At 71.9% G+C, this 18,161-nt stretch carries 14 protein-coding genes; 6 read left to right on the forward strand and 8 right to left on the reverse strand.

Annotated features, from left to right (window positions below):
- Positions 1–366: 366 nt before the first annotated feature.
- Complete coding sequence (gene zwf, locus AB0K67_RS05675) at positions 367–1,830, reverse strand: glucose-6-phosphate dehydrogenase (RefSeq protein ID WP_364053416.1); 1,464 nt, start codon at positions 1,828–1,830, stop codon at positions 367–369.
- Position 1,831: 1 nt separating this feature from the next.
- Positions 1,832–3,463 (reverse strand): glucose-6-phosphate isomerase, encoded by a 1,632-nt coding sequence (pgi, locus tag AB0K67_RS05680; protein ID WP_364053419.1) that lies wholly within the window; start codon positions 3,461–3,463, stop codon positions 1,832–1,834.
- A 209-nt stretch (positions 3,464–3,672) separates the two neighbouring features.
- Between pgi and AB0K67_RS05685 the strand changes: the two genes are divergently transcribed.
- The 6 genes from AB0K67_RS05685 (at position 3,673) to AB0K67_RS05710 (ending at position 11,441) form a co-directional block, all read left to right on the forward strand.
- Positions 3,673–5,976, forward strand: a complete 2,304-nt coding sequence (locus AB0K67_RS05685; RefSeq protein WP_364053422.1) for a phosphoketolase family protein — start codon at positions 3,673–3,675, stop codon at positions 5,974–5,976.
- Positions 5,952–7,148, forward strand: coding sequence for an acetate kinase (locus tag AB0K67_RS05690; RefSeq protein ID WP_364053425.1), 1,197 nt, complete (start codon positions 5,952–5,954; stop codon positions 7,146–7,148). The genes AB0K67_RS05685 and AB0K67_RS05690 overlap by 25 nt, the downstream gene beginning before the upstream one ends.
- Positions 7,149–7,267: 119 nt before the next feature.
- Positions 7,268–7,750 (forward strand): cation:proton antiporter regulatory subunit, encoded by a 483-nt coding sequence (locus AB0K67_RS05695; protein ID WP_364057446.1) that lies wholly within the window; start codon positions 7,268–7,270, stop codon positions 7,748–7,750.
- Between the two features lie 8 nt (positions 7,751–7,758).
- The gene (locus AB0K67_RS05700; RefSeq protein WP_364053428.1) at positions 7,759–8,922 is read left to right on the forward strand and encodes a cation:proton antiporter; all 1,164 of its coding nucleotides are present in this window, start codon (positions 7,759–7,761) and stop codon (positions 8,920–8,922) included.
- Between the two features lie 28 nt (positions 8,923–8,950).
- A complete protein-coding gene (locus tag AB0K67_RS05705; RefSeq protein ID WP_364053431.1) occupies positions 8,951–9,568 on the forward strand; it encodes a pentapeptide repeat-containing protein in 618 nt (205 codons plus the stop codon).
- Positions 9,569–9,584: 16 nt separating this feature from the next.
- A complete protein-coding gene (locus AB0K67_RS05710) occupies positions 9,585–11,441 on the forward strand; it encodes a hypothetical protein (RefSeq protein ID WP_364053434.1) in 1,857 nt (618 codons plus the stop codon).
- Positions 11,442–11,448: 7 nt separating this feature from the next.
- Here the strand turns inward: AB0K67_RS05710 and AB0K67_RS05715 are convergent, their stop codons facing one another.
- The 6 genes from AB0K67_RS05715 to AB0K67_RS05740 all read right to left on the reverse strand — a co-directional run bounded on the left by AB0K67_RS05715 (position 11,449) and on the right by AB0K67_RS05740 (position 18,071).
- Positions 11,449–12,453: a hypothetical protein gene (locus tag AB0K67_RS05715; RefSeq protein ID WP_364053437.1), complete on the reverse strand. Its 1,005-nt coding sequence runs from the start codon at positions 12,451–12,453 to the stop codon at positions 11,449–11,451.
- A complete protein-coding gene (locus tag AB0K67_RS05720; protein WP_364053440.1) occupies positions 12,443–13,138 on the reverse strand; it encodes a copper resistance protein CopC in 696 nt (231 codons plus the stop codon). The genes AB0K67_RS05715 and AB0K67_RS05720 overlap by 11 nt, the downstream gene beginning before the upstream one ends.
- 92 nt (positions 13,139–13,230) lie before the next feature.
- Positions 13,231–13,743 carry a hypothetical protein gene (locus AB0K67_RS05725; protein ID WP_364053443.1) on the reverse strand — a complete coding sequence of 171 codons (513 nt, stop codon included), beginning with the start codon at positions 13,741–13,743 and terminating at the stop codon, positions 13,231–13,233.
- 287 nt (positions 13,744–14,030) lie between these two features.
- The gene (locus tag AB0K67_RS05730) at positions 14,031–15,068 is read right to left on the reverse strand and encodes an acyl-CoA desaturase (RefSeq protein WP_364053446.1); all 1,038 of its coding nucleotides are present in this window, start codon (positions 15,066–15,068) and stop codon (positions 14,031–14,033) included.
- 223 nt (positions 15,069–15,291) lie between these two features.
- The gene (locus AB0K67_RS05735) at positions 15,292–16,425 is read right to left on the reverse strand and encodes an FAD-dependent monooxygenase (protein WP_364053449.1); all 1,134 of its coding nucleotides are present in this window, start codon (positions 16,423–16,425) and stop codon (positions 15,292–15,294) included.
- Between the two features lie 26 nt (positions 16,426–16,451).
- Positions 16,452–18,071 (reverse strand): MFS transporter, encoded by a 1,620-nt coding sequence (locus tag AB0K67_RS05740; protein ID WP_364053452.1) that lies wholly within the window; start codon positions 18,069–18,071, stop codon positions 16,452–16,454.
- Positions 18,072–18,161: the final 90 nt, after the last annotated feature.

Consider the following 18,161-nt stretch of genomic DNA (forward strand, 5'->3'; position numbering starts at 1 on the left):
GGCGTCTCTTCGGGCGCCGTGCTCCACTCTGGGCGCCGCGCTCCACTCCGGGCGCCGCGCTCCACTCCGGGCGCCGTGCTCTGAACGACTCCGCCGGCGCACGCACCGCCCCGCCGATGGCGCTCTACCGACGCTGTCGGCGGGCTCGGCGGCCGCCCACCGATCATGCCATGTCGACGATTCCGCACCCCGTTGCGCGACCGACCGCCAGCCCTCATGCACGGCACATCAGGGAGGGGCCCATGCACGACGGACCAGTCGGCGGCCCATCCGCGACGCGTGCGGTAGATCCTCGCCCAGCGGTTCGATCAGCCCGCGCACCGGACCCGGCGGCCCCGTGCCCGGTGCGGGGCGGGTGATCGGTCGTCAGTCGAAGCTGTTGGAGATTTCGTGCCAGCCGCCCGGGGCGATCTTCGCGGCGGCGGCCGGGCCCCAGGTGCCCGGTTCGTACGGCAGCGGCGGCTCCGTCATGTCGAGGACCGGCGCGACGATCCGCCACGCCTCCTCCACCAGGTCGAATCTGAGGAACCTGCGCGGATCGCCGCTCACCGCGTCGGCGAGGATGCGTTCGTAGGCGGCGTCCATCGGCCCGAACTCCTTGGTGAAGTCGACACTGACCGGGACCGGCCGGGTGCGCTGCTTGCCTGGCTCCTTGGCCAGCAGGTCGAAGGTCACCCCGGCGTCGGGTTGCAGCCGGAACCGGATGAGGTTGGGGCTGGCGGGCGCATGGGCGTCGTCGAACATGGTGACCGGCGGCCGGCGCAGCTCGGCGACGACCTCCAGGTCGGTCATGGGCATGGCCTTGCCGGAGCGGATGCACCAGGGCACGCCGGCCCAGCGCCAGTTGTCGATGTAGGCGCGCAGGGCGACGAAGGTCTCGGTGGTGGAGCCGGGCCGCACGCCCTCGGTGCCGAGGTAGCCGGTGTACTGGCCGCGTACGACGTCGGCCGGGTCGATGGTCTTGACCGCCCGCAGCACCCGCCACTTCTCGTCGAGCGTGGCCCGGGCGTCGGTGGACGGCGGCGGGTCCATGGCGAGCAGGGCGAGCAGCTGCAGCAGGTGGTTCTGCACGACGTCGCGTACGGTGCCGTTGGCGTCGTAGAAGGCCCCTCGGTCGCGTACGTCGAAGTCCTCGGCCATGGTGATCTGCACGCTGCGGATGTACGAGCGGTTCCAGATGGGCTCGAGCAGCATGTTGGCGAACCTGAAGACCATGAGGTCTTCGACCGGCTCCTTGCCGAGGAAGTGGTCGACCCGGCGCAGGTGGTCTTCGTCGAAGTGCCTGAGCAGCTGGTCGTTGAGCTCGCGCGCCGACTGGAGGTCGTGGCCGAACGGCTTCTCCACGACCAGCCGGGCGTCGCGGTTGAGCCCCACCCCGGCCAGCCCCTCGGCGACGGGGGCGAACAGGGCGGGCGGCACGGCGAGGTAGTGGACGAGGAAGCCCATGCCCGCCACCTCGTCGCGCAGCCGCGTGAAGGTGGCGGGGTCGCCGTAGTCGCCGGCGACGAGCCGCAGGTTGCCGGCCAGCCGGTCGAACGCCGCGTCGCGCACCCCGCCGCATGTCTCGCGGGCGCGCTCGCGCAGCCCGTCGAGGTCGAGGTCGGTCTTGGCGACGCCGACGATCGGCAGGTCGAGCCGACCGGCGGCGGTCAGCCGGTAGAGGGCCGGCAGCAGCATCTTGTGCGCGAGGTCGCCGGTGATGCCGAACAGCACCAGCGCCCCCGCACGACCAGATCCGGCCGAGGTCACCCGCGCCTGCCCGGCCTCCCCCGAGGCCGGGCCCGCCTGGCCGGTCGCCCCCGAGCCGGGGGCCGCCTGACCGGTTCCCATGTCAGACGCGCCTTCCGCGCAGCGCCCGGTAGCGGCGGATGAGCTGCTCGGTGGAGGTGTCGGGGAAGGAGGTGGGCGGCTCGTCGGAGACCAGCGCGGGCGCCAGGTCGAGCGCCATCTTCTTGCCCAGCTCGACGCCCCACTGGTCGAAGGAGTCGATGCCCCAGATGGTGCCCTCGACGAACACGATGTGCTCGTAGAGCGCGACGAGCTGGCCCAGCGTGGACGGGGTGAGCTTGGGCGCGAGGATCGTGGAGGTGGGCCGGTTACCCGGCATCACCTTGTGGGGCACGATCTCGGGCGCGGTGCCCTCGGCGGCGATCTCCTCGGCGGTCTTGCCGAACGCCAGGGCGGAGGTCTGGGCCAGCAGATTGGCGGTGAGCTGGTCGTGCATGCCCTCGCGGTCCTCATAGGGCTCGGCGAAGCCGATGAAGTCGGCGGGCACGAGCCGGGTGCCCTGGTGGAGGAGCTGGTAGAAGGCGTGCTGGCCGTTGGTGCCCGGCTCGCCCCAGAAGATCTCGCCGGTGGTGGCGGTGACGGGGGTGCCGTCGGCGCGTACGGACTTGCCGTTGGACTCCATCGTGAGCTGCTGCAGGTAGGCCGGGAAGCGGTGGAGCCGCTGGCTGTAGGGCAGCACGGCGCGGGTCTCGGCGCCGAAGAAGTCGGTGTACCAGATGCCGAGCAGGCCCATCAGCACCGGCATGTTCTCCTTGAACGGCGCGGTGCGGAAGTGCTCGTCGATGGTGTGGAAGCCGTCGAGCATCTCGCGGAAGCGCTCGGGGCCGATGGCGATCATCAGGGACAGGCCGATGGCGCCGTCGTAGGAGTAGCGGCCGCCCACCCAGTCCCAGAAGCCGAACATGTTGGCGGTGTCGATGCCGAACTCCTGCACCTTGGCGGCGTTGGTGGAGACGGCGACGAAGTGCTTGGCGACGGCGTCCTCGCCGAGCGCGTCGACCAGCCAGCGGCGCGCGACCCTGGCGTTGGTGAGGGTCTCGAGCGTGGTGAAGGTCTTGGAGCTGACCACGAAGAGCGTGGTGGCCGGGTCGAGGCCGGCGAGGTTGCCGGTGATGTCGGCGGGGTCGATGTTGGAGACGAACCTGGCGGTGATGCCGGCGTCGGCGTAGTCGCGCAGCGCCTCGTACGCCATCGCGGGGCCGAGGTCGGAGCCGCCGATGCCGATGTTGACGACGGTCTCGATGGGCTTGCCCGTGGCGCCCTTCCACTCCTTCGACCTGACCCGGTTCGCGAAGTCGCTCATCTTGTCGAGCACGGCGTGCACGTCGGCCACGACGTCCTGCCCGTCGACGACCAGCTCGGCGGTGCGCGGCAGGCGCAGCGCGACGTGGAGGACCGCGCGGTCCTCGCTGACGTTGATGTGGTCGCCGCGGAACATGGCGTCGATGCGCTCGCGCAACCCGGCACGCTCGGCCAGCGCCACCAGCAGGTCGATGGTCTCCTGCGTGGCACGGTGCTTGGCGTAGTCGAGATAGAGGTCGCCGGCGGCCACCGTCATCCGCCCGGCCCGGCCCGGGTCGTCCGCGAACAGCTCGCGCAGGTGCTTGCCCGCAAGCTCTTCGTGGTGCTTGCCCAGTGCCGCCCACTCCTGGCTCTGGGTGATGTCGCCGTTCACAATGCCTCCTCATGTCGCCAAAAGACGTGGCGCCAAGCCGATCTTGCCTGGTCCCATCGTCCCGTAACCGTGTACCCCGCGCGGTTGATTCCGCGCATGGCGGAGCGGAGTCTTTAGGCGCTCAGTGAAAGGTCCGTGAAATTCGCGTGCCGGGCGGCATATCGGGCCGTGGGGGGATTGCACCCCTTCTGTGGAGGAAGCAGCAGGGGATGGAGCACATAGACGCGTACTGGCGGGCGGCCAACTACCTGTCCGTCGGGCAGATCTACCTGCTGGACAATCCGCTGCTCACCGAGCCGCTGCGGCCCGAGCACATCAAGCCGCGGCTGCTCGGCCACTGGGGGACGACGCCCGGCCTGAACTTCTGCTTCGCCCACCTCAACCGGGTGATCCGCGAGCGGGACCAGGACATGATCTACATCGCGGGACCCGGCCACGGCGGTCCCGCCGCGGTGGCGCACGCGTGGCTGGAGGGCACGTACTCCGAGCGCTATCCGGACGTGTCGCAGGACGCGGCGGGCATGCGCCGGCTGTTCCGGCAGTTCTCCTTCCCCGGCGGCGTGCCGAGCCACGTCGCGCCTGAGACGCCCGGTTCGATCCACGAGGGCGGTGAGCTGGGGTACGCGCTGGCGCACGCGTACGGCGCCGCCTTCGACAACCCCGATCTGGTGGTGGCCTGCGTCATCGGCGACGGCGAGGCCGAGACGGGCCCGCTGGCCGCGAGCTGGCACTCCGACAAGTTCCTGGACCGCCGCCGTGACGGGACGGTACTGCCCATCCTGCACCTGAACGGCTACAAGATCGCCAACCCCACGGTCCTGGCCCGGATCCCGATCGGCGACCTGGTCAAGCTGATGGAGGGGTACGGCTACCGCCCCCATCTGGTGGGCCCCGACCACGAGGAGATGGCGGGCACGCTGGACACCGCGTTCGACGAGCTGGCCGCGTACAAGGCGGGCGACGCCGACCGGCTGCCGATGATCATCCTGCGTACGCCGAAGGGCTGGACGGGGCCGCGGGAGGTGGACGGCCTGCCGGTGGAGGGCACGTGGCGCGCGCACCAGGTGCCGCTGGCCAAGGTACGCGAGAACGCCACGCATCTGGCCCTGCTGGAGGAGTGGATGCGGTCGTACCGGCCGGAGGAGCTGTTCGGCCCGGACGGGCGGCCGGTCGAGGCGATCCTGGAGACGGTGCCGCGCGGCGAGCGCAGGATGAGCGCCAACCCGCACACCAACGGCGGTGAACTGCTCGAGCCGCTGCGGCTGCCGGACTTCCGGCGGCTCGCGGTGGAGGTCAAGTCGCCGGCCACGCAGATGAGCGAGCCGACGCGGGTGCTCGGCGGGCTGCTGCGCGACGTGATCGCCGCGAACCCGCGCACGTTCCGGCTGATGGGGCCGGACGAGACGGCCTCGAACCGGCTGTCGTCGGTGTTCGAGGTGACCGACCGGGCGTGGAACGCCGAGACGCTGCCCACGGACGAGAACCTCGCCCCCGGCGGCCGGGTCATGGAGGTGCTGAGCGAGCACCTGTGCCAGGGCTGGCTGGAGGGCTACCTGCTGACCGGCAGGCACGGGCTGTTCAACTGCTATGAGGCGTTCATCCACATCGTGGACGCCATGTTCAACCAGCACGCCAAGTGGCTGGAGTCGTCGCAGAAGATCCCGTGGCGGCGGCCGGTGGCGTCGCTGACGTACCTGCTGTCGTCGCACGTGTGGCGGCAGGACCACAACGGCTTCAGCCACCAGGACCCGGGCTTCCTCGACGTGGTGGTGAACAAGAAGGCGTCGGTGGTGCGGGTCTATCTGCCGCCGGACGCCAACACGCTGCTGTCGGTGACCGACCACTGCCTGCGCTCGCGCGACTACGTCAACGTGATCGTGGCGGGCAAGCAGCCGGTGCTGGACCTGTTCACGATGGACGAGGCCATCGCGCACAACACGCGCGGCCTCGGCATCCTGCCGTGGGCCTCCAGCGACGAGGGCGGCGAGCCGGACGTCGTGCTGGCCTGCGCGGGCGACGTGCCGACGCTGGAGACGCTGGCCGCCACCGCGCTGCTGCGCGAGCACCTGCCGGAGCTGAAGGTGCGCGTCGTCAACGTGGTCGATCTGATGCGGCTGCAGCCGGAGTCGGAGCATCCGCACGGCATGCCGGACGCCGCGTTCGACACGCTGTTCACCGTGGACCGGCCGGTGATCTTCAACTTCCACGGCTACCCGTCGCTGATCCACCAGCTCACCTACCGCCGCCACGGGCACGACAACATCCACGTGCGCGGCTACAAGGAGGAGGGCACGACGACGACGCCGTTCGACATGTGCATGCTCAACGACATCGACCGTTTCCACCTCGTCATGGACGTGATCGACCGGGTGCCCGGCCTCGGCAGCAGGGCGGCGCACCTGCGGCAGCGGATGAGCGACGAGCGGCTGCGGGCCAGGGCGTACACGCGCGAGCACGGCGAGGATCCGCCGGACATCAGGTCGTGGACATGGCCGGACACATCCTCGTCCTGAACACCGGCTCGTCGTCCATCAAGTACGAGCTGGTGGACGTGGCCGGCCGGGACCGCCCGGCCAGGGGCCTGGTGGAGCGCATCGGCGAGGAGCGCGGGCGGCTCGTCCACCATCACGGCGACGCTCCCCCGTACGTGGCGGAGCGGCCCTTTCCCGATCACGGGGAGGGGCTGGCGGCGATGCTGGCGGCCTTCGCCGAGGCAGGGCCCGCGCTGGATCCGGTCGCGGTCGCTCACCGGGTGGTGCACGGCGGTGCCAGGTTCGGCCGGGCGGTGCTGGTGGACGATGGGGTGATCGCGGCGATCGAGGAGCTGGCCCCGCTCGCGCCGCTGCACAATCCGATCAATCTCGCCGGGATCAGGGTGGCGCGGGCGGCGTTCCCTTCGGTGCCGCAGGTGGCGGTGTTCGACACGGCGTTCCAGCTGTCGCTGCCGCCGGAGGCGTACACGTACGCGGTGCCGCGCGACTGGAGGGAGCGGCTCGGCGTGCGGCGGTTCGGTTTTCACGGGACGTCGTGCGCGTACGTCTCCCGCCGCGCCGCCGCCCTCCTGGGCCGCGACCTGGCCGAGCTGAACCTGATCGTGCTCCACCTCGGCAACGGCGCGAGCGCCACCGCCATCGCAGGCGGCCGCAGCATCGACACCTCCATGGGCCTCACCCCGCTGGAGGGCCTGGTCATGGGAACCCGATCAGGCGACGTGGATCCCGCGCTGCCCGGCTATCTGGCCAGAGTGGACGGGCTGGACGCCGAGAGCGCGGAGGACGCGCTGGGCCACGCGGGCGGCCTGCTCGCCCTGGCGGGGTCAGGCGACATGCGTGAGGTCCGCGCCCGCGCTGCGAACGGCGACGAGGACGCCCGCCTCGCCCTGGCCGTCTACACCCGCCGCATCCGCAAATACGTCGGCGCCTATTACGCACTCCTCGGCCGCCTCGACGCGATCATCTTCACCGGCGGTGTCGGCGAGAACGACCCCCAAACCCGCACAGAGGCATTGAACAATCTCGGCCGCCTCGGCATCACTCTCGACCCCGCCCGCAACGACGCGGCCTCACAGGACGAACGCGCCGTCTCACCCGACGGATCCGAGGTCGCCGTCCTCGTCATCCCCACCGACGAGGAATGGGAGATCGCCCGCCAGGCCCACGCCCTCATCAACGGCGAGCAGCCGTAATCCAAGCCCACTTCACGCACAGGCCCTTCCGGTCAAGCGCATCTCAACCCATGGGCAACGCAGAGTCACACCATTGGTAGGGTTATCCAGAAATGCGCGGATCTATACGGGTGGGACAGGTGGAGGTAGAACAAACAGCACTGCCGGGCATCGGACTGCGGCACGATTTCACCACTCGCAAGGGACAGCGGGTCGGTGTCGTGTCTCATCGCACCGGCCGCCGGGATCTCGTCATCTACGACGCCAACGACCCCGACGCCGTCTGCCACACGGTGAAGCTGAATGACGAAGAGGCCGACGCTCTGGCCGAGCTCCTCGGCGCGCCTCGCATCGTGCAGCGGCTCAACCAGCTGCACCAGCAGGTCGAGGGTCTGGTGAGCGTGCAGCTGCCCATCCCGGCCGGTTCCCCTTACGCGGGCCGTCCGATGGGGGACGCTCGCGTGCGCACCCGTACCAGCGCGTCCATCGTCGCGGTCGTCCGGAGCGGACAGGTGTTCGCCAGCCCCGGGCCCGACTTCGTCTTCGCCGTGGGTGACGTCGTGGTGGTCGTGGGCAGCGAGGACAGCACGTCCGAAGTCGCCGGCATTCTGGTGAACGGGTAGGGCTGCGGGTGCACGAAACCGCGGTCATCTTCCTGGAGTTCGGCGCCGTCCTTCTCGGCTTGGGGATCCTCGGCGCGCTCGCACTGCGCGGCGGCATTTCTCCCATCCCTCTGTATCTGATCGCCGGTCTGGCGTTCGGTACCGGCGGGGTGCTGCCGCTCGCCACGAGCCAGTCGTTCATCTCCACCGGTGCCGAAATCGGCGTGGTCCTGCTGCTCCTCACGCTCGGTCTCGAATACAACGCGGACGAGCTGGTCACCAGCATGACCAGCAACTTCCGCGCGGGCCTGGTCGACCTGGTGCTCAACGCGGCCCCGGGCGCCATCATCGCCCTGCTGCTCGGCTGGGGCCCGGTCGCGGCCGTCGCCATGGCGGGCGTCACGTACGCCACCTCCTCGGGCATCACCGCCAAGGTGCTGTCCGACCTGGGGTGGATCGGTAACCGCGAGACGCCCACGGTGCTGTCGCTGCTGGTCTTCGAAGACCTGACGATGGCGATCTACCTGCCGGTCCTCACGACCATGCTGGCCGGGCTGAGCCTGCTCAAGGGGGCGATCTCGGTCGGCATCGCGCTGCTCACCGTGAGCGTCGTCCTCGTCGTGGCGCTGAAGTTCGGGCGCTACATCGAGGCGTTCGTGCGCAGCCCCAACAACGAGGTGATGCTGCTCAAGGTCGTCGGCCTGGCGGTGCTGGTGGCCGGTCTCGCCCAGAATCTTCAGGTGTCGGCCGCGGTCGGCGCGTTCCTGGTCGGCATCGCGCTGTCCGGGCAGCTCGCCGAGGACGCGCACGCGCTGCTCGCGCCGTTGCGCGACCTGTTCGCGGCGGTGTTCTTCGTCTTCTTCGGTTTCCAGACCGACCCGTCGAAGATCCTGCCGGTGGCCGGTCTCGCGGCGCTGCTCGCCCTGGTCAGCATGATCACCAAGCTGCTGACCGGTATGTACGCGGCCAGGCGGGCGGGCATCGCCAAGGCCGGCCAGGCACGTGCCGGTATCGCGCTCATCCCGCGCGGTGAGTTCAACATCGTCATCGCCGGTCTGGCGGTCGGCGCGGGCGTGCACCCCGACCTGGGCGCCCTGGCCGCCGCGTACGTGCTCATCCTGGCGGCGTTCGGCCCGCTGGCGGCCAAGCTGGTCCAGCCGCTGATCACCGCCATCACCGAACGCACCGCCTGACACCGGCCGCATCCGATACCGTGTTCGGATGACGGAAGGACCAGGCAGAGCGTCCGCGGGCGCCATGGAGCGTACGGTCATGTCCGCCGACTGGAACGGCCGGGAGATCTCCGGCGAGCACCATCACCGGGTGCTGTTCCAGGAGGTGGACATGACCGAGCTGACCGACCACGGCTCGGTGTTCGAGGAGTGCAGGTTCGAGGGCGTGCGCTTCAACGTCTCGGCGCACGAGGACGCGAGCTTCGCCGGCTGCGTCTTCTCGCACTGCTCGTTCTTCGACGCCACGTTCACCGGCTGCAAGCTGACCGGCGCCACGTTCGTCAACTGCACGTTCGGGCTGCTCAAGGCGACGGGCGGCGACTGGTCCTACACCTCGCTGGCCCGCGCCGACCTGCGCGGCAGCACCTTCCACGGCGTGCGCATGCGCGAGGCCGACCTGTCAGGGGCCCGGCTGGAGAAGTCGGCCCTGCGCTCGTGCGACCTGTCGGGCGCGCTGCTGCGCGAGGCCGACCTCACCAAGTGCGACCTGCGCGGCAGCGATCTCGGCACCCTCCACCCGGCCGAGGTCACGCTGAAGGACACGCGTATCGACCCGGCCCAGGCGGTGGCGGTGGCCGCCGCTCTGGGTTTCGACGTACGCAAATGAACGCCAGGATGTCCTCGTGCGCGACAAGGAGCTGACCCCCGCCGAGCAGGCCATCGCCGAGGCCATCCCGCACGGCACGAAAGTGGACGCCGGCCCGCTCGGGCGGGTGCGCGCCGGCGTGCTGACCGAGCTGCTGCTCGCCGACCGCACCGAGCCGGGGGCGAAACCGGCGCTGCGGGTGACGGGGGCCCGCATCGAGGGGCGGCTGCACCTGGCGTTCGCGGAGCTCGACCTGCCGATCCTGCTGCACGACTGCGTCTTCGACGAGGTCCCCGACATCTACCAGGCCCGCACCAGGTTCCTCAGCCTGGCCGGCTCCAAGCTGCCCGGCCTGATCGCCTCCAACGCCCAGGTCGAAGGCAACATGCGGCTCAACGACTGCCACGTCACCGGCGAGCTGCGCATGCACGGCGCGAGGATCAACGGCACGCTCACGCTCAGCGGCGCCCGGCTCGAACACCCCGGCGGTGCCGCGTTCAACGCCGAGCACCTCGACGTCGGCGCCAGCCTGCGCGCCCAGGACGGCTTCACCTGCGACGGTGAGATCGTGCTGACCGCCGCCAGGGTCGGCGCGGCGGTGAACTTCGACGGCGCCCGGTTACGCGCGCCGGGCGGGCTGGCCTTCGGCGGCTCCAACCTCGACGTCCAGGTGGGGCTGTTCGCCCGGAACATGGAGGTCGATGGCGAGGTCAGCCTGCGCTCCGCGCGCGTCGGCGGCCCGCTCACGCTGCGCGGTTCCCGGCTGCGCAACCCCGGCGGGCTCGCCGTGCACGGCGGCGGGCTCAACGCCGAGGGCGGCCTGTTCCTGTCGCACGCCCAGACCGAGGGCACGGTGTGGCTGAAGTCCGCCGCCGTCGGCCGCACGCTCAGCCTCGACGGCGCGCGCCTGGCCGATCCGGGCGGGCTCGCGCTGGCCGGCGACGGCCTGTCCGTGAACGGCTCGCTGGCGGCCCGGCATGGCCTGGTCGCGGAGGGCGAGATCAGCCTGCTCGACGCCTCCGTCAGCGGCCCCGCGCACTTCGACGGGGCGCGGCTGGTCAATCCCGGCGGCGCGGCGCTGTCGGCCAACGGCATCACCGTCGGCAAGGTGCTCAACCTGTGTTACGGCTTCTCCGCCGAGGGCCGCATACGCCTGACGAACGCGCAGATCGGCAGCCGCCTGTGCCTCGACGACGCCGTGCTGTCCGCGCCCGGCGACGTGGCGCTCAAGTGCTGGCGGCTGGAGACGCGCGAGCTGGCCATGCGCACCGCCGAGCCGATCCGCGGCCGGGTGGAGCTGGGCCACCCCCGCATCGGCGTCCTGCGCGACGACCCCGCGGTCTGGCCCGGCGAGCTGCGCATGGACGGCGCGTCGTACGAGGTGCTCGAACCCATGCTGCCGGCCGCCGAGCGCATCGCCTGGCTGCGCCGCGACCCCGACGGCTACCGGCCCAACGCCTACGAGCAGCTCGCCGCGATGTACCGGCGGCTGGGCGGCGACGCCGACGCCCGCGCGACCATGCTGGCCGGGCAGCAGCATCGCCGCACCACGCTCCCCTGGTACGCGCGCGCCTGGGGCCACCTCCAGGACGTCACCGTCGGTTACGGCTTCCGCCCGCTGCGCGCGGCGGCCTGGCTGCTCGCGCTGCTCGCCGTCGGCACGGTGGTGTTCGGGCTGAACCGGCCGCCGCCGCTCAAGCGCGGCGAGTCGCCCGAGTTCAACCCGCTGGTGTACACGCTGGACCTGCTGCTGCCGATCATCGACTTCGGTCAGGAGAAGGCGTTCAACCCGGCGGGCGGGGCGCAGTGGCTGGCGTACGGGCTGATCGCCGCCGGGTGGGTGCTGGCGACGACGATCGCGACCGGTCTCACCCGCACGCTGCGCAGAGCCTGACCCCGGCTCAGGGCGGCATGAGCGCGGTGGCGGTGTGCCACAGCTCCGGCAACGCGGCCAGCACCCGGTCGGCGCGCCTGCGGCGGTCGGCGCGCGTGGCCGCGCCCAGGTCGGCGAGCAGCTCGCGGAAGCCGTCCTCGTAGCCCCGCTCCCCCGCCATCGCCCGCTTGTCCAGGCAGCGCGCGTACGTCGCCACCAGCCAGAACACCGCCTCCCTGTGCCGGCCCGAGTCGATCAGCTCGCGGGTGCCGTCGATGGCGGACGGGCGGGCGGCGGGGCTGATGTCGGTGTCGAACCGGTAGCCGGGCACCCGCAGCGGGGCGGTGGCGTCGAACACCTTCTCCAGCACCGCCAGGTGCCCCTCGACCTGGGCGCGGCCGAGGTGGGCGCAGCCGAGCAGGTCGAGCAGGCTCTCGTGCTGGTCGAGCCGCCCGTGCTCGCCGAGCAGGTCGCGGACGGCGGCGTAGCGGCGTCGTACGGTCGGGTTGCGCAGCCCGGCCACCAGCAGCACATGGGTGGTCACGCCGGTGCCGAACAACCACGAGGTGACCTGGGCGGGCAGCGGCGCGGACTCGTCGATGCCGTTGAGCCAGGCCCGCACCCGGTCCATGGCGGCCGTGCAGCGGGCCAGCACCCAGGGGCGTTCCGCGAAGTCGCGGGCCACCCCGCGCTGGATCTCGGCCAGCCGCCCCGTGGGGTCGGCCAGCAGCCCCGGGAGGTGGAGGCTGCCGGCCAGGTGGTAGTCGCTGAGCACGTCGTGGACGGAGCGGGGCGCCGCCATGGTGGAGACCTCGAGCAGCACCCCCTCGTAACGGAACTTGCCGAGGTGCCCGGCGCCGGCCTCGGGGTCGGCGACGACCATGACGTCCACGTCGGAGTGCGGGGCCAGCTCGTCGTCCGGCTCGGCCCACAGGACCGACCCGGTCAGGAACGCCCCGCCGAACCCCGGCAGCCCCGTCCCCTCGTCGAGGACCCACTGCCGGGCGATCTCCCGTGCCCGCTCAATCCGCATCCACTTCCTCCGGTTTGGGCGCCTCCTCCGGTGCGCGGCGCGCGGTCCGCAGCCAGACGAGCACGCCGAGCACGACCAGCACCGCGAACACGATCCAGATCCAGGCGGGGACGCCGGTCTGCGCCGCGGACTCGGCGGCGGCGTCGCCCTGCCGCCCGGCCGGGGCGGCGGTGGACGGCGCCGCGGCCGCCTCACCGGTGGCCGGCGGCGACGCGGGGGCGTCCGACGGCGATCCCTTCACGCTGAAGGGGATCTCGCCCTCGATGGGGTGCCCGTCGGAGGAGACGACGCGCCAGGCGATCGTGTACGAGCCGGGCGCGAGCGGCTGCGTCACCCCCGCGGTGACGACCGGCCCGTTCAGCTCGGGCTCGCCCAGCGGGAGCTGCTCGCCGCCCGCGTCGTGCAGCACCACGAACGGGAACTTGACGCTCGCGGTGAACTCCAGCTCGATCTCGTCGAGCGCGGCGACCTCGGCGTCCTTGGCGGGCGAGCTGCGCTTGAGCGAGTCGTGCGCGAGCGCGGGCGAGGCGGTGAAGGCCAGCACGAGGCAGGCGCTCAACAGCGCGGCGAGCACGGCGGCGACCGCGCGGAGCCGCGCGACAGGCGCGGGGGTGCCTCCGGCGGTGGGCGCCGGGGCGGCCGTGCGGGTGGTCGCTCGGTGGATGTGGCGTGGCGGGAATGCCATGATGGGTCTCCAGAATGATCTTCCGGACGACCGCGCCCGTGGCGCCGGACGTCCGGACACAGGCCAGGGGTGAAGAGGAACCGTGGCGGGCGTCAGTGACGCCGGAGCACGGGCGGCCCTCGCCTGCTGATCGCGCGGGAGATGAGGCGGCCCCTGCGCGGGGCGGCCTCGGGGGTGGCCGGTCGCCAAGCGGGCGTCCAGGGCTCTGCCACGGCCGGTGCGGTGACGAGCAGCCTGGTGGCCGGGAGCGGGATGCCGTACAGGCGGATGATCAGCCACAGCGCGCGCTCGCCGCGGTGCAGCCACCACGCGGTCAGCGCCGCGACCGTCAGGTGGACCAGCATCATGCCCGTGGCCGCGTGGCCGTGGACGTGGCCGGTCAGCTCGCCGGGTGCGAGCCGTTCGAAGATCTGGTGGAGCAGCGTCTGGGTGCCGGCGGTGGCCGCGAGCACGGCGCCGAGCCCGCGCTCCCGCCCGTCGGCGAGGTACGCCATCGCGAGCGTCGCCAGCACCGCGGCCAGGTAGACCGGGAGCGGCACCGGGCCTCCCCCGGCCAGCACGTGCCCGCCCGCCGACACCGCGCCGCAGACCGTGGCGAACACCACGGCCCGCGCCAGCCGCAGAACTGCGGCGGCCGAGGGCGCGCCAGCCGCCCGCGCAGCGGCGGGCGCGCAGGGCAGTGGGGCCGGGGATGTCGCGGAGGACACAACCGCCATCCTTCCACACGCCACCCGCGCCCCCGGGATCCGTGACGCGCGCGTCGGATGACGGCACCCCGGCCATCAGGTCCGCGTCGGGGCGGCGGCACCCGGTCATCAAGAGCCCGGCCATCAAGAGCCCGGCCATCAAGAGCCCGGCCATCAGGAGCCCGGCCGTCGAGGGGACGCGGTCGTCACGCCCTGGCCGCGCGCAGCGGGCGGCCGACGTCGTGGAGGTGGCGCAGCGCCTGCCCCCACGACTCCAGCAGCCCGCATTCGACGTAGTCGATGCCGAGCGAGGCGCAGTAGTCGCGCACGATGGGCCGCGCCTTGTGCAGGTTCGCGGTGGGCATGCTGGGGAACAGGTGGTGCTCGATCTGGTAGTTCAGGCCGCCGAGCGCGATGGTGACCAGGTGCCCGCCGCGCACGTTGCGCGAGGTCAGCACCTGCCTGCGGAGGAAGTCCAGCTCGTCCTCCGCGGTGAGCACCGGCATGCCCTTGTGGTTGGGCGCGAAGGTGCAGCCGAGGTAGATGCCGTAGCAGGCCTGGTGCACGGCGAGGAAGAGCAGCGCCTTGGGCAGCGGCAGCACCAGGAGCAGCGCCCCCAGGTACGCCAGCGTGTGCCCGCCGAGCAGCGCTCCTTCGAGCCCCCGGTTCTTGAGCGTGGGCCTGCGCAGCGCGCGGAAGCTCGACACCTTGAGGTTGACGCCTTCGAGGGTGAGCAGCGGGAAGAACAGCCACGCCTGGTAACGCCCGATGAAGCGGGGCAGCCCCCGGCTGGCCTCGGCCTGCCGCCGCGACCACACCAGGATGTCGGGGCTGACATCGGGGTCGTGGTCCTCGTGGTTGGGGTTGGCGTGGTGGCGGGTGTGCTTGTCCATCCACCAGCCGTAGCTGAGCCCGACGGCGAGGTTGCCGACGAGCAGCCCGGCGATCCTGCTGGTGCGCCGGGAGCGGGAGATCTGTCCGTGCGCCAGGTCGTGGGCGAGCAGCGTGACCTGACCGAAGGCCACCGCGAGCAGCACGGCGACGGGGATCTGCCACCACGAGTCCCCGACCGCGGCGAACAGCGCCCACGTGCCGGCGAACAGGGCGGCGACCAGTCCGATCCTGACCGCGTAGTAGCCGGGCCGCCGGTCGAGCAGCCCCGCCTGGGCGATGAGCCGCGACAATCTCGCGTAGTCGCTTCCCCGCCGCCCCGAGGGGGCGCGGGAGGTCTCCGTCACAGTCACATGCGTCTCCGGATGCCGAGGGGATTGTGTGATCGCTCCTCAGCATCGCGGCGCGAGGGGTGCCGGCGGACCCCCGCTGCCACCCGATTCGGGGGTAGGGCCAGCACTACCCGTGATCGCCCGCCGGAGCGCCCCCGCCGCCTGGGTATCGGGCTGCCACCGCACTCAGCGCGGCACTGAACGACCTCACCAGGTGGGGAACGGCGGGCGGCGGGGGCGCGGCTCAGACGAGTTGCGGCACATTCGGCACGGCACCCGCCTCACCGAAGATGTGCAGGTCCGGGCGGAAGGCCGCGAGGTAGGCCTCCCGGTCGGGGAAGGTCGTGGCCAGCGCGTCGCCGTAGTCGATGAGCTGGCGGTGGGCGTGCCTGCGCGGCTCGTAGCGGGCGTACAGCAGCCGGTCGAGCTCCTCGGGGTCGCCGCCGGCGGCGCAGATGACGTCGGCGAGGATCTCGGCGTCGCGGACCGTGTAGCTCATGCCCATGCCGGTCATCGGGTGGCAGGCGAACGCGGCCGAGCCGAGCAGCGCGGCGTTGCCCCGGTGGTAGGACTCGACCCGCAGCGACGACACCTTGATGCGCTGCCAGGTCGCCGCCTGCAGGTGGTTGAAGGCGTCGGAGCTGTCGGTGACGAACTTCTTCAGCTCGTCGAGCAGCGACGGGATGCCGTCCTCGAAGATCTCCTGGTCGTCCTCCGGCGGCAGGCCGACGAACACGCGGGCCTCGTCCCTGCCGACCGGGTAGAGGTAGGTGAACCAGCCCTCGGAGGAGAAGTACAGCCGGTTGAGCTGGGCGACGCTGGCGCTGAGCGGCACGGTCGCCACCCGCATGATCAGCCGCTCGTACGGCGATACGCGCTGCTCGATCCCGAGCGAGCGCCGGACGACGGACTTGGTGCCGTCGGCGCCGATGACGACGCCGGCTCGTAGGGTGCGCCCGTCCTTGAGCGTCAGCTCGGCGGGGCGGCCATCGCCGAGGTCGAGGTCGCCGATGCCGGCGTCGAACCAGAACTCGACGCCCGCCATCGTGCACGAGGTGTAGATGAGCTCGACCAGCTCGCGGTACGGGCGGATCAGGAAGCCGCCTTCGGGGAAGCGGATCTCCTGGATGGGGTCGCCATCGTGGTAGTAGCGGATGGTGTCGCGCCGCAGGCCCTGGCGGCCGACGAGGTCCGCCAGCCCGTGCCTGGCCAGCACGCGCAGCCCCGGGGGCTTGAGGAAGTCGGCGCCCGCGCTCGGGACCGATGGTCCCTGCTCGATGACGGCGACGCGCTGCCCGCGGCGGCCCAGCAGCAAGGCCAGGAAGCAGCCGCCGAGCCCGGCGCCGACGATCGCTACGTCGCACGATGTGGTAGCCATGACGAGAGCCCTTCTGAATGGTTGATCTAGTTCGTGTGCCCGCGGGTCCCGGCGAGCGGCCCCGGCTCGGCCGTACGCGGCCGCGGGACCCGGTCGTTGTGCGGGTCGGTGTGCGGGCCGGTGTGCGGGGCGGTGTGCGGATCTGCGGAGGGAGCGCGGGTCTCGACCGGCAGCAGCGCGTCGGCCTCGGCCGCCACGGTGGCGAGGGTCATGCGCAGTTCGAGCAGCATCCGGCGGGGCACCTTGATCATTACGTCACCCGGGTCCGGCCTGAGCCGGGTGATCTTGGTGAGTGCCAGCGCGCCGATCAGCACCGAGATGGCCACGCACATGGCGAGCGCGCCGGCCAGGCCCGCGAAGGGGCCGGTCATGAACGGGTGGTCGATCACGACCGACACGACGGCGACGCCGACCGCTCCGCCGACCATGCGGGCCATGGTGGCCGCGCCGACGGCGGAGGCGTACTGGTGGGGGCGGGCGGCCAGGGTGGTGGCGACGGAGGTGCCGGGCGCGAGCGCGCCGACGCCCATGCCGACCACGACGCTGGCGATCAGTCCCCAGATGGTGGGTCCTGCCTGCGTCAGCACGATCACGCAGGCGCCGCCGCACAGCAGCGAGCCGGCGTAGATGAGCCCGTACGCACCGACCCGCTTGACCAGCTTCCCGGCCAGGAAGCTCGTCACGACGACGGCCACCGAGGTCGGGGTGAGCCACATGGCCACCTCCAGCATCGGGTAGCCGAGGTGCAGCAGGTAGAGGGGCTGCACGGTGAGCAGCCCGTACGACAGCGCGCCGAATCCCCAGGTGGCCAGCCAGCCCCAGACGAACTTGGGCCGCCGCCACAGGGCCAGGTCGATGGCGGGCAGGTGGTGGTGCCGCGCCTGGGCGAGCGCGCCGCCGATCAGCGCCAGGGCGGCCAGCCCCAGCCACAGCACGTCCGTCCCCCACTCCATGGCCTTGGAGATGGCGAGCACGATCACCGCGATGCCGGCGGCCAGCAGCCACGCGCCGAGGACGTCCGGCACGCCCTTGGCGTTGCCGCGCTTGCCCGAGGGCACTCCGAGGCAGGCGATCAGCAGGAGCACGCCGATCACCACGTTGGGGACGAACAGCGCCCGCCAGCCGATGGCCGCGGCGAGCCAGCCGCCGCCGGCCTGCATGAGCAGGCAGCCGAGCCCGGAGGCGGAGCTCCACAGCGCGATCGCGCCGCGCCGCTGCGACTCGGGCAGCTCGCCGAGCAGCAGCCCGAGGCTGGCCGGGATCATCGCCGCGGCACCCGCGCCCTGGACGGCCCGTGCGGCCAGCACGGCGGACCAGGACTCCACGGTGACGGTGGCGATGCCGCCCAGCACGAACACCACGAGCCCGACCGCGAGCACCCGCCGCCGGCCGAACAGGTCGGCCCAGCGGCCCGCGGTGGCCAGCAGCGCGGCGATCGGGATGAACGCCGCGCTGGTCAGCCAGACCAGGTCACCGAGCGGCATGCCGGCGCCGGCGGGCGTGTACTTGAGCACTCCCACCGCCAGAGTGGTGGCCGTGGTGTCGGCCATCACCGCCAACATGACGCCCGCGCCGACCAGGCGCAGCATCACGCCGTGACGCCTGCTGGTCGTGGTGGGCCTGACGGCCGCTGGTGACGAACGCACGTGGATCCTCCTTGGGATGCGTCGAGCCGTTCTCCCCGCCCCGGGCGCTCCGGCCGCGCGCCGGGGCGGCGCGTTGTCTGTGTCTGGCTC

The sequence above is a fragment of the Nonomuraea sp. NPDC052634 genome (assembly GCF_040678535.1).
GTDB classification, from domain to species: domain Bacteria; phylum Actinomycetota; class Actinomycetes; order Streptosporangiales; family Streptosporangiaceae; genus Nonomuraea; species Nonomuraea fastidiosa.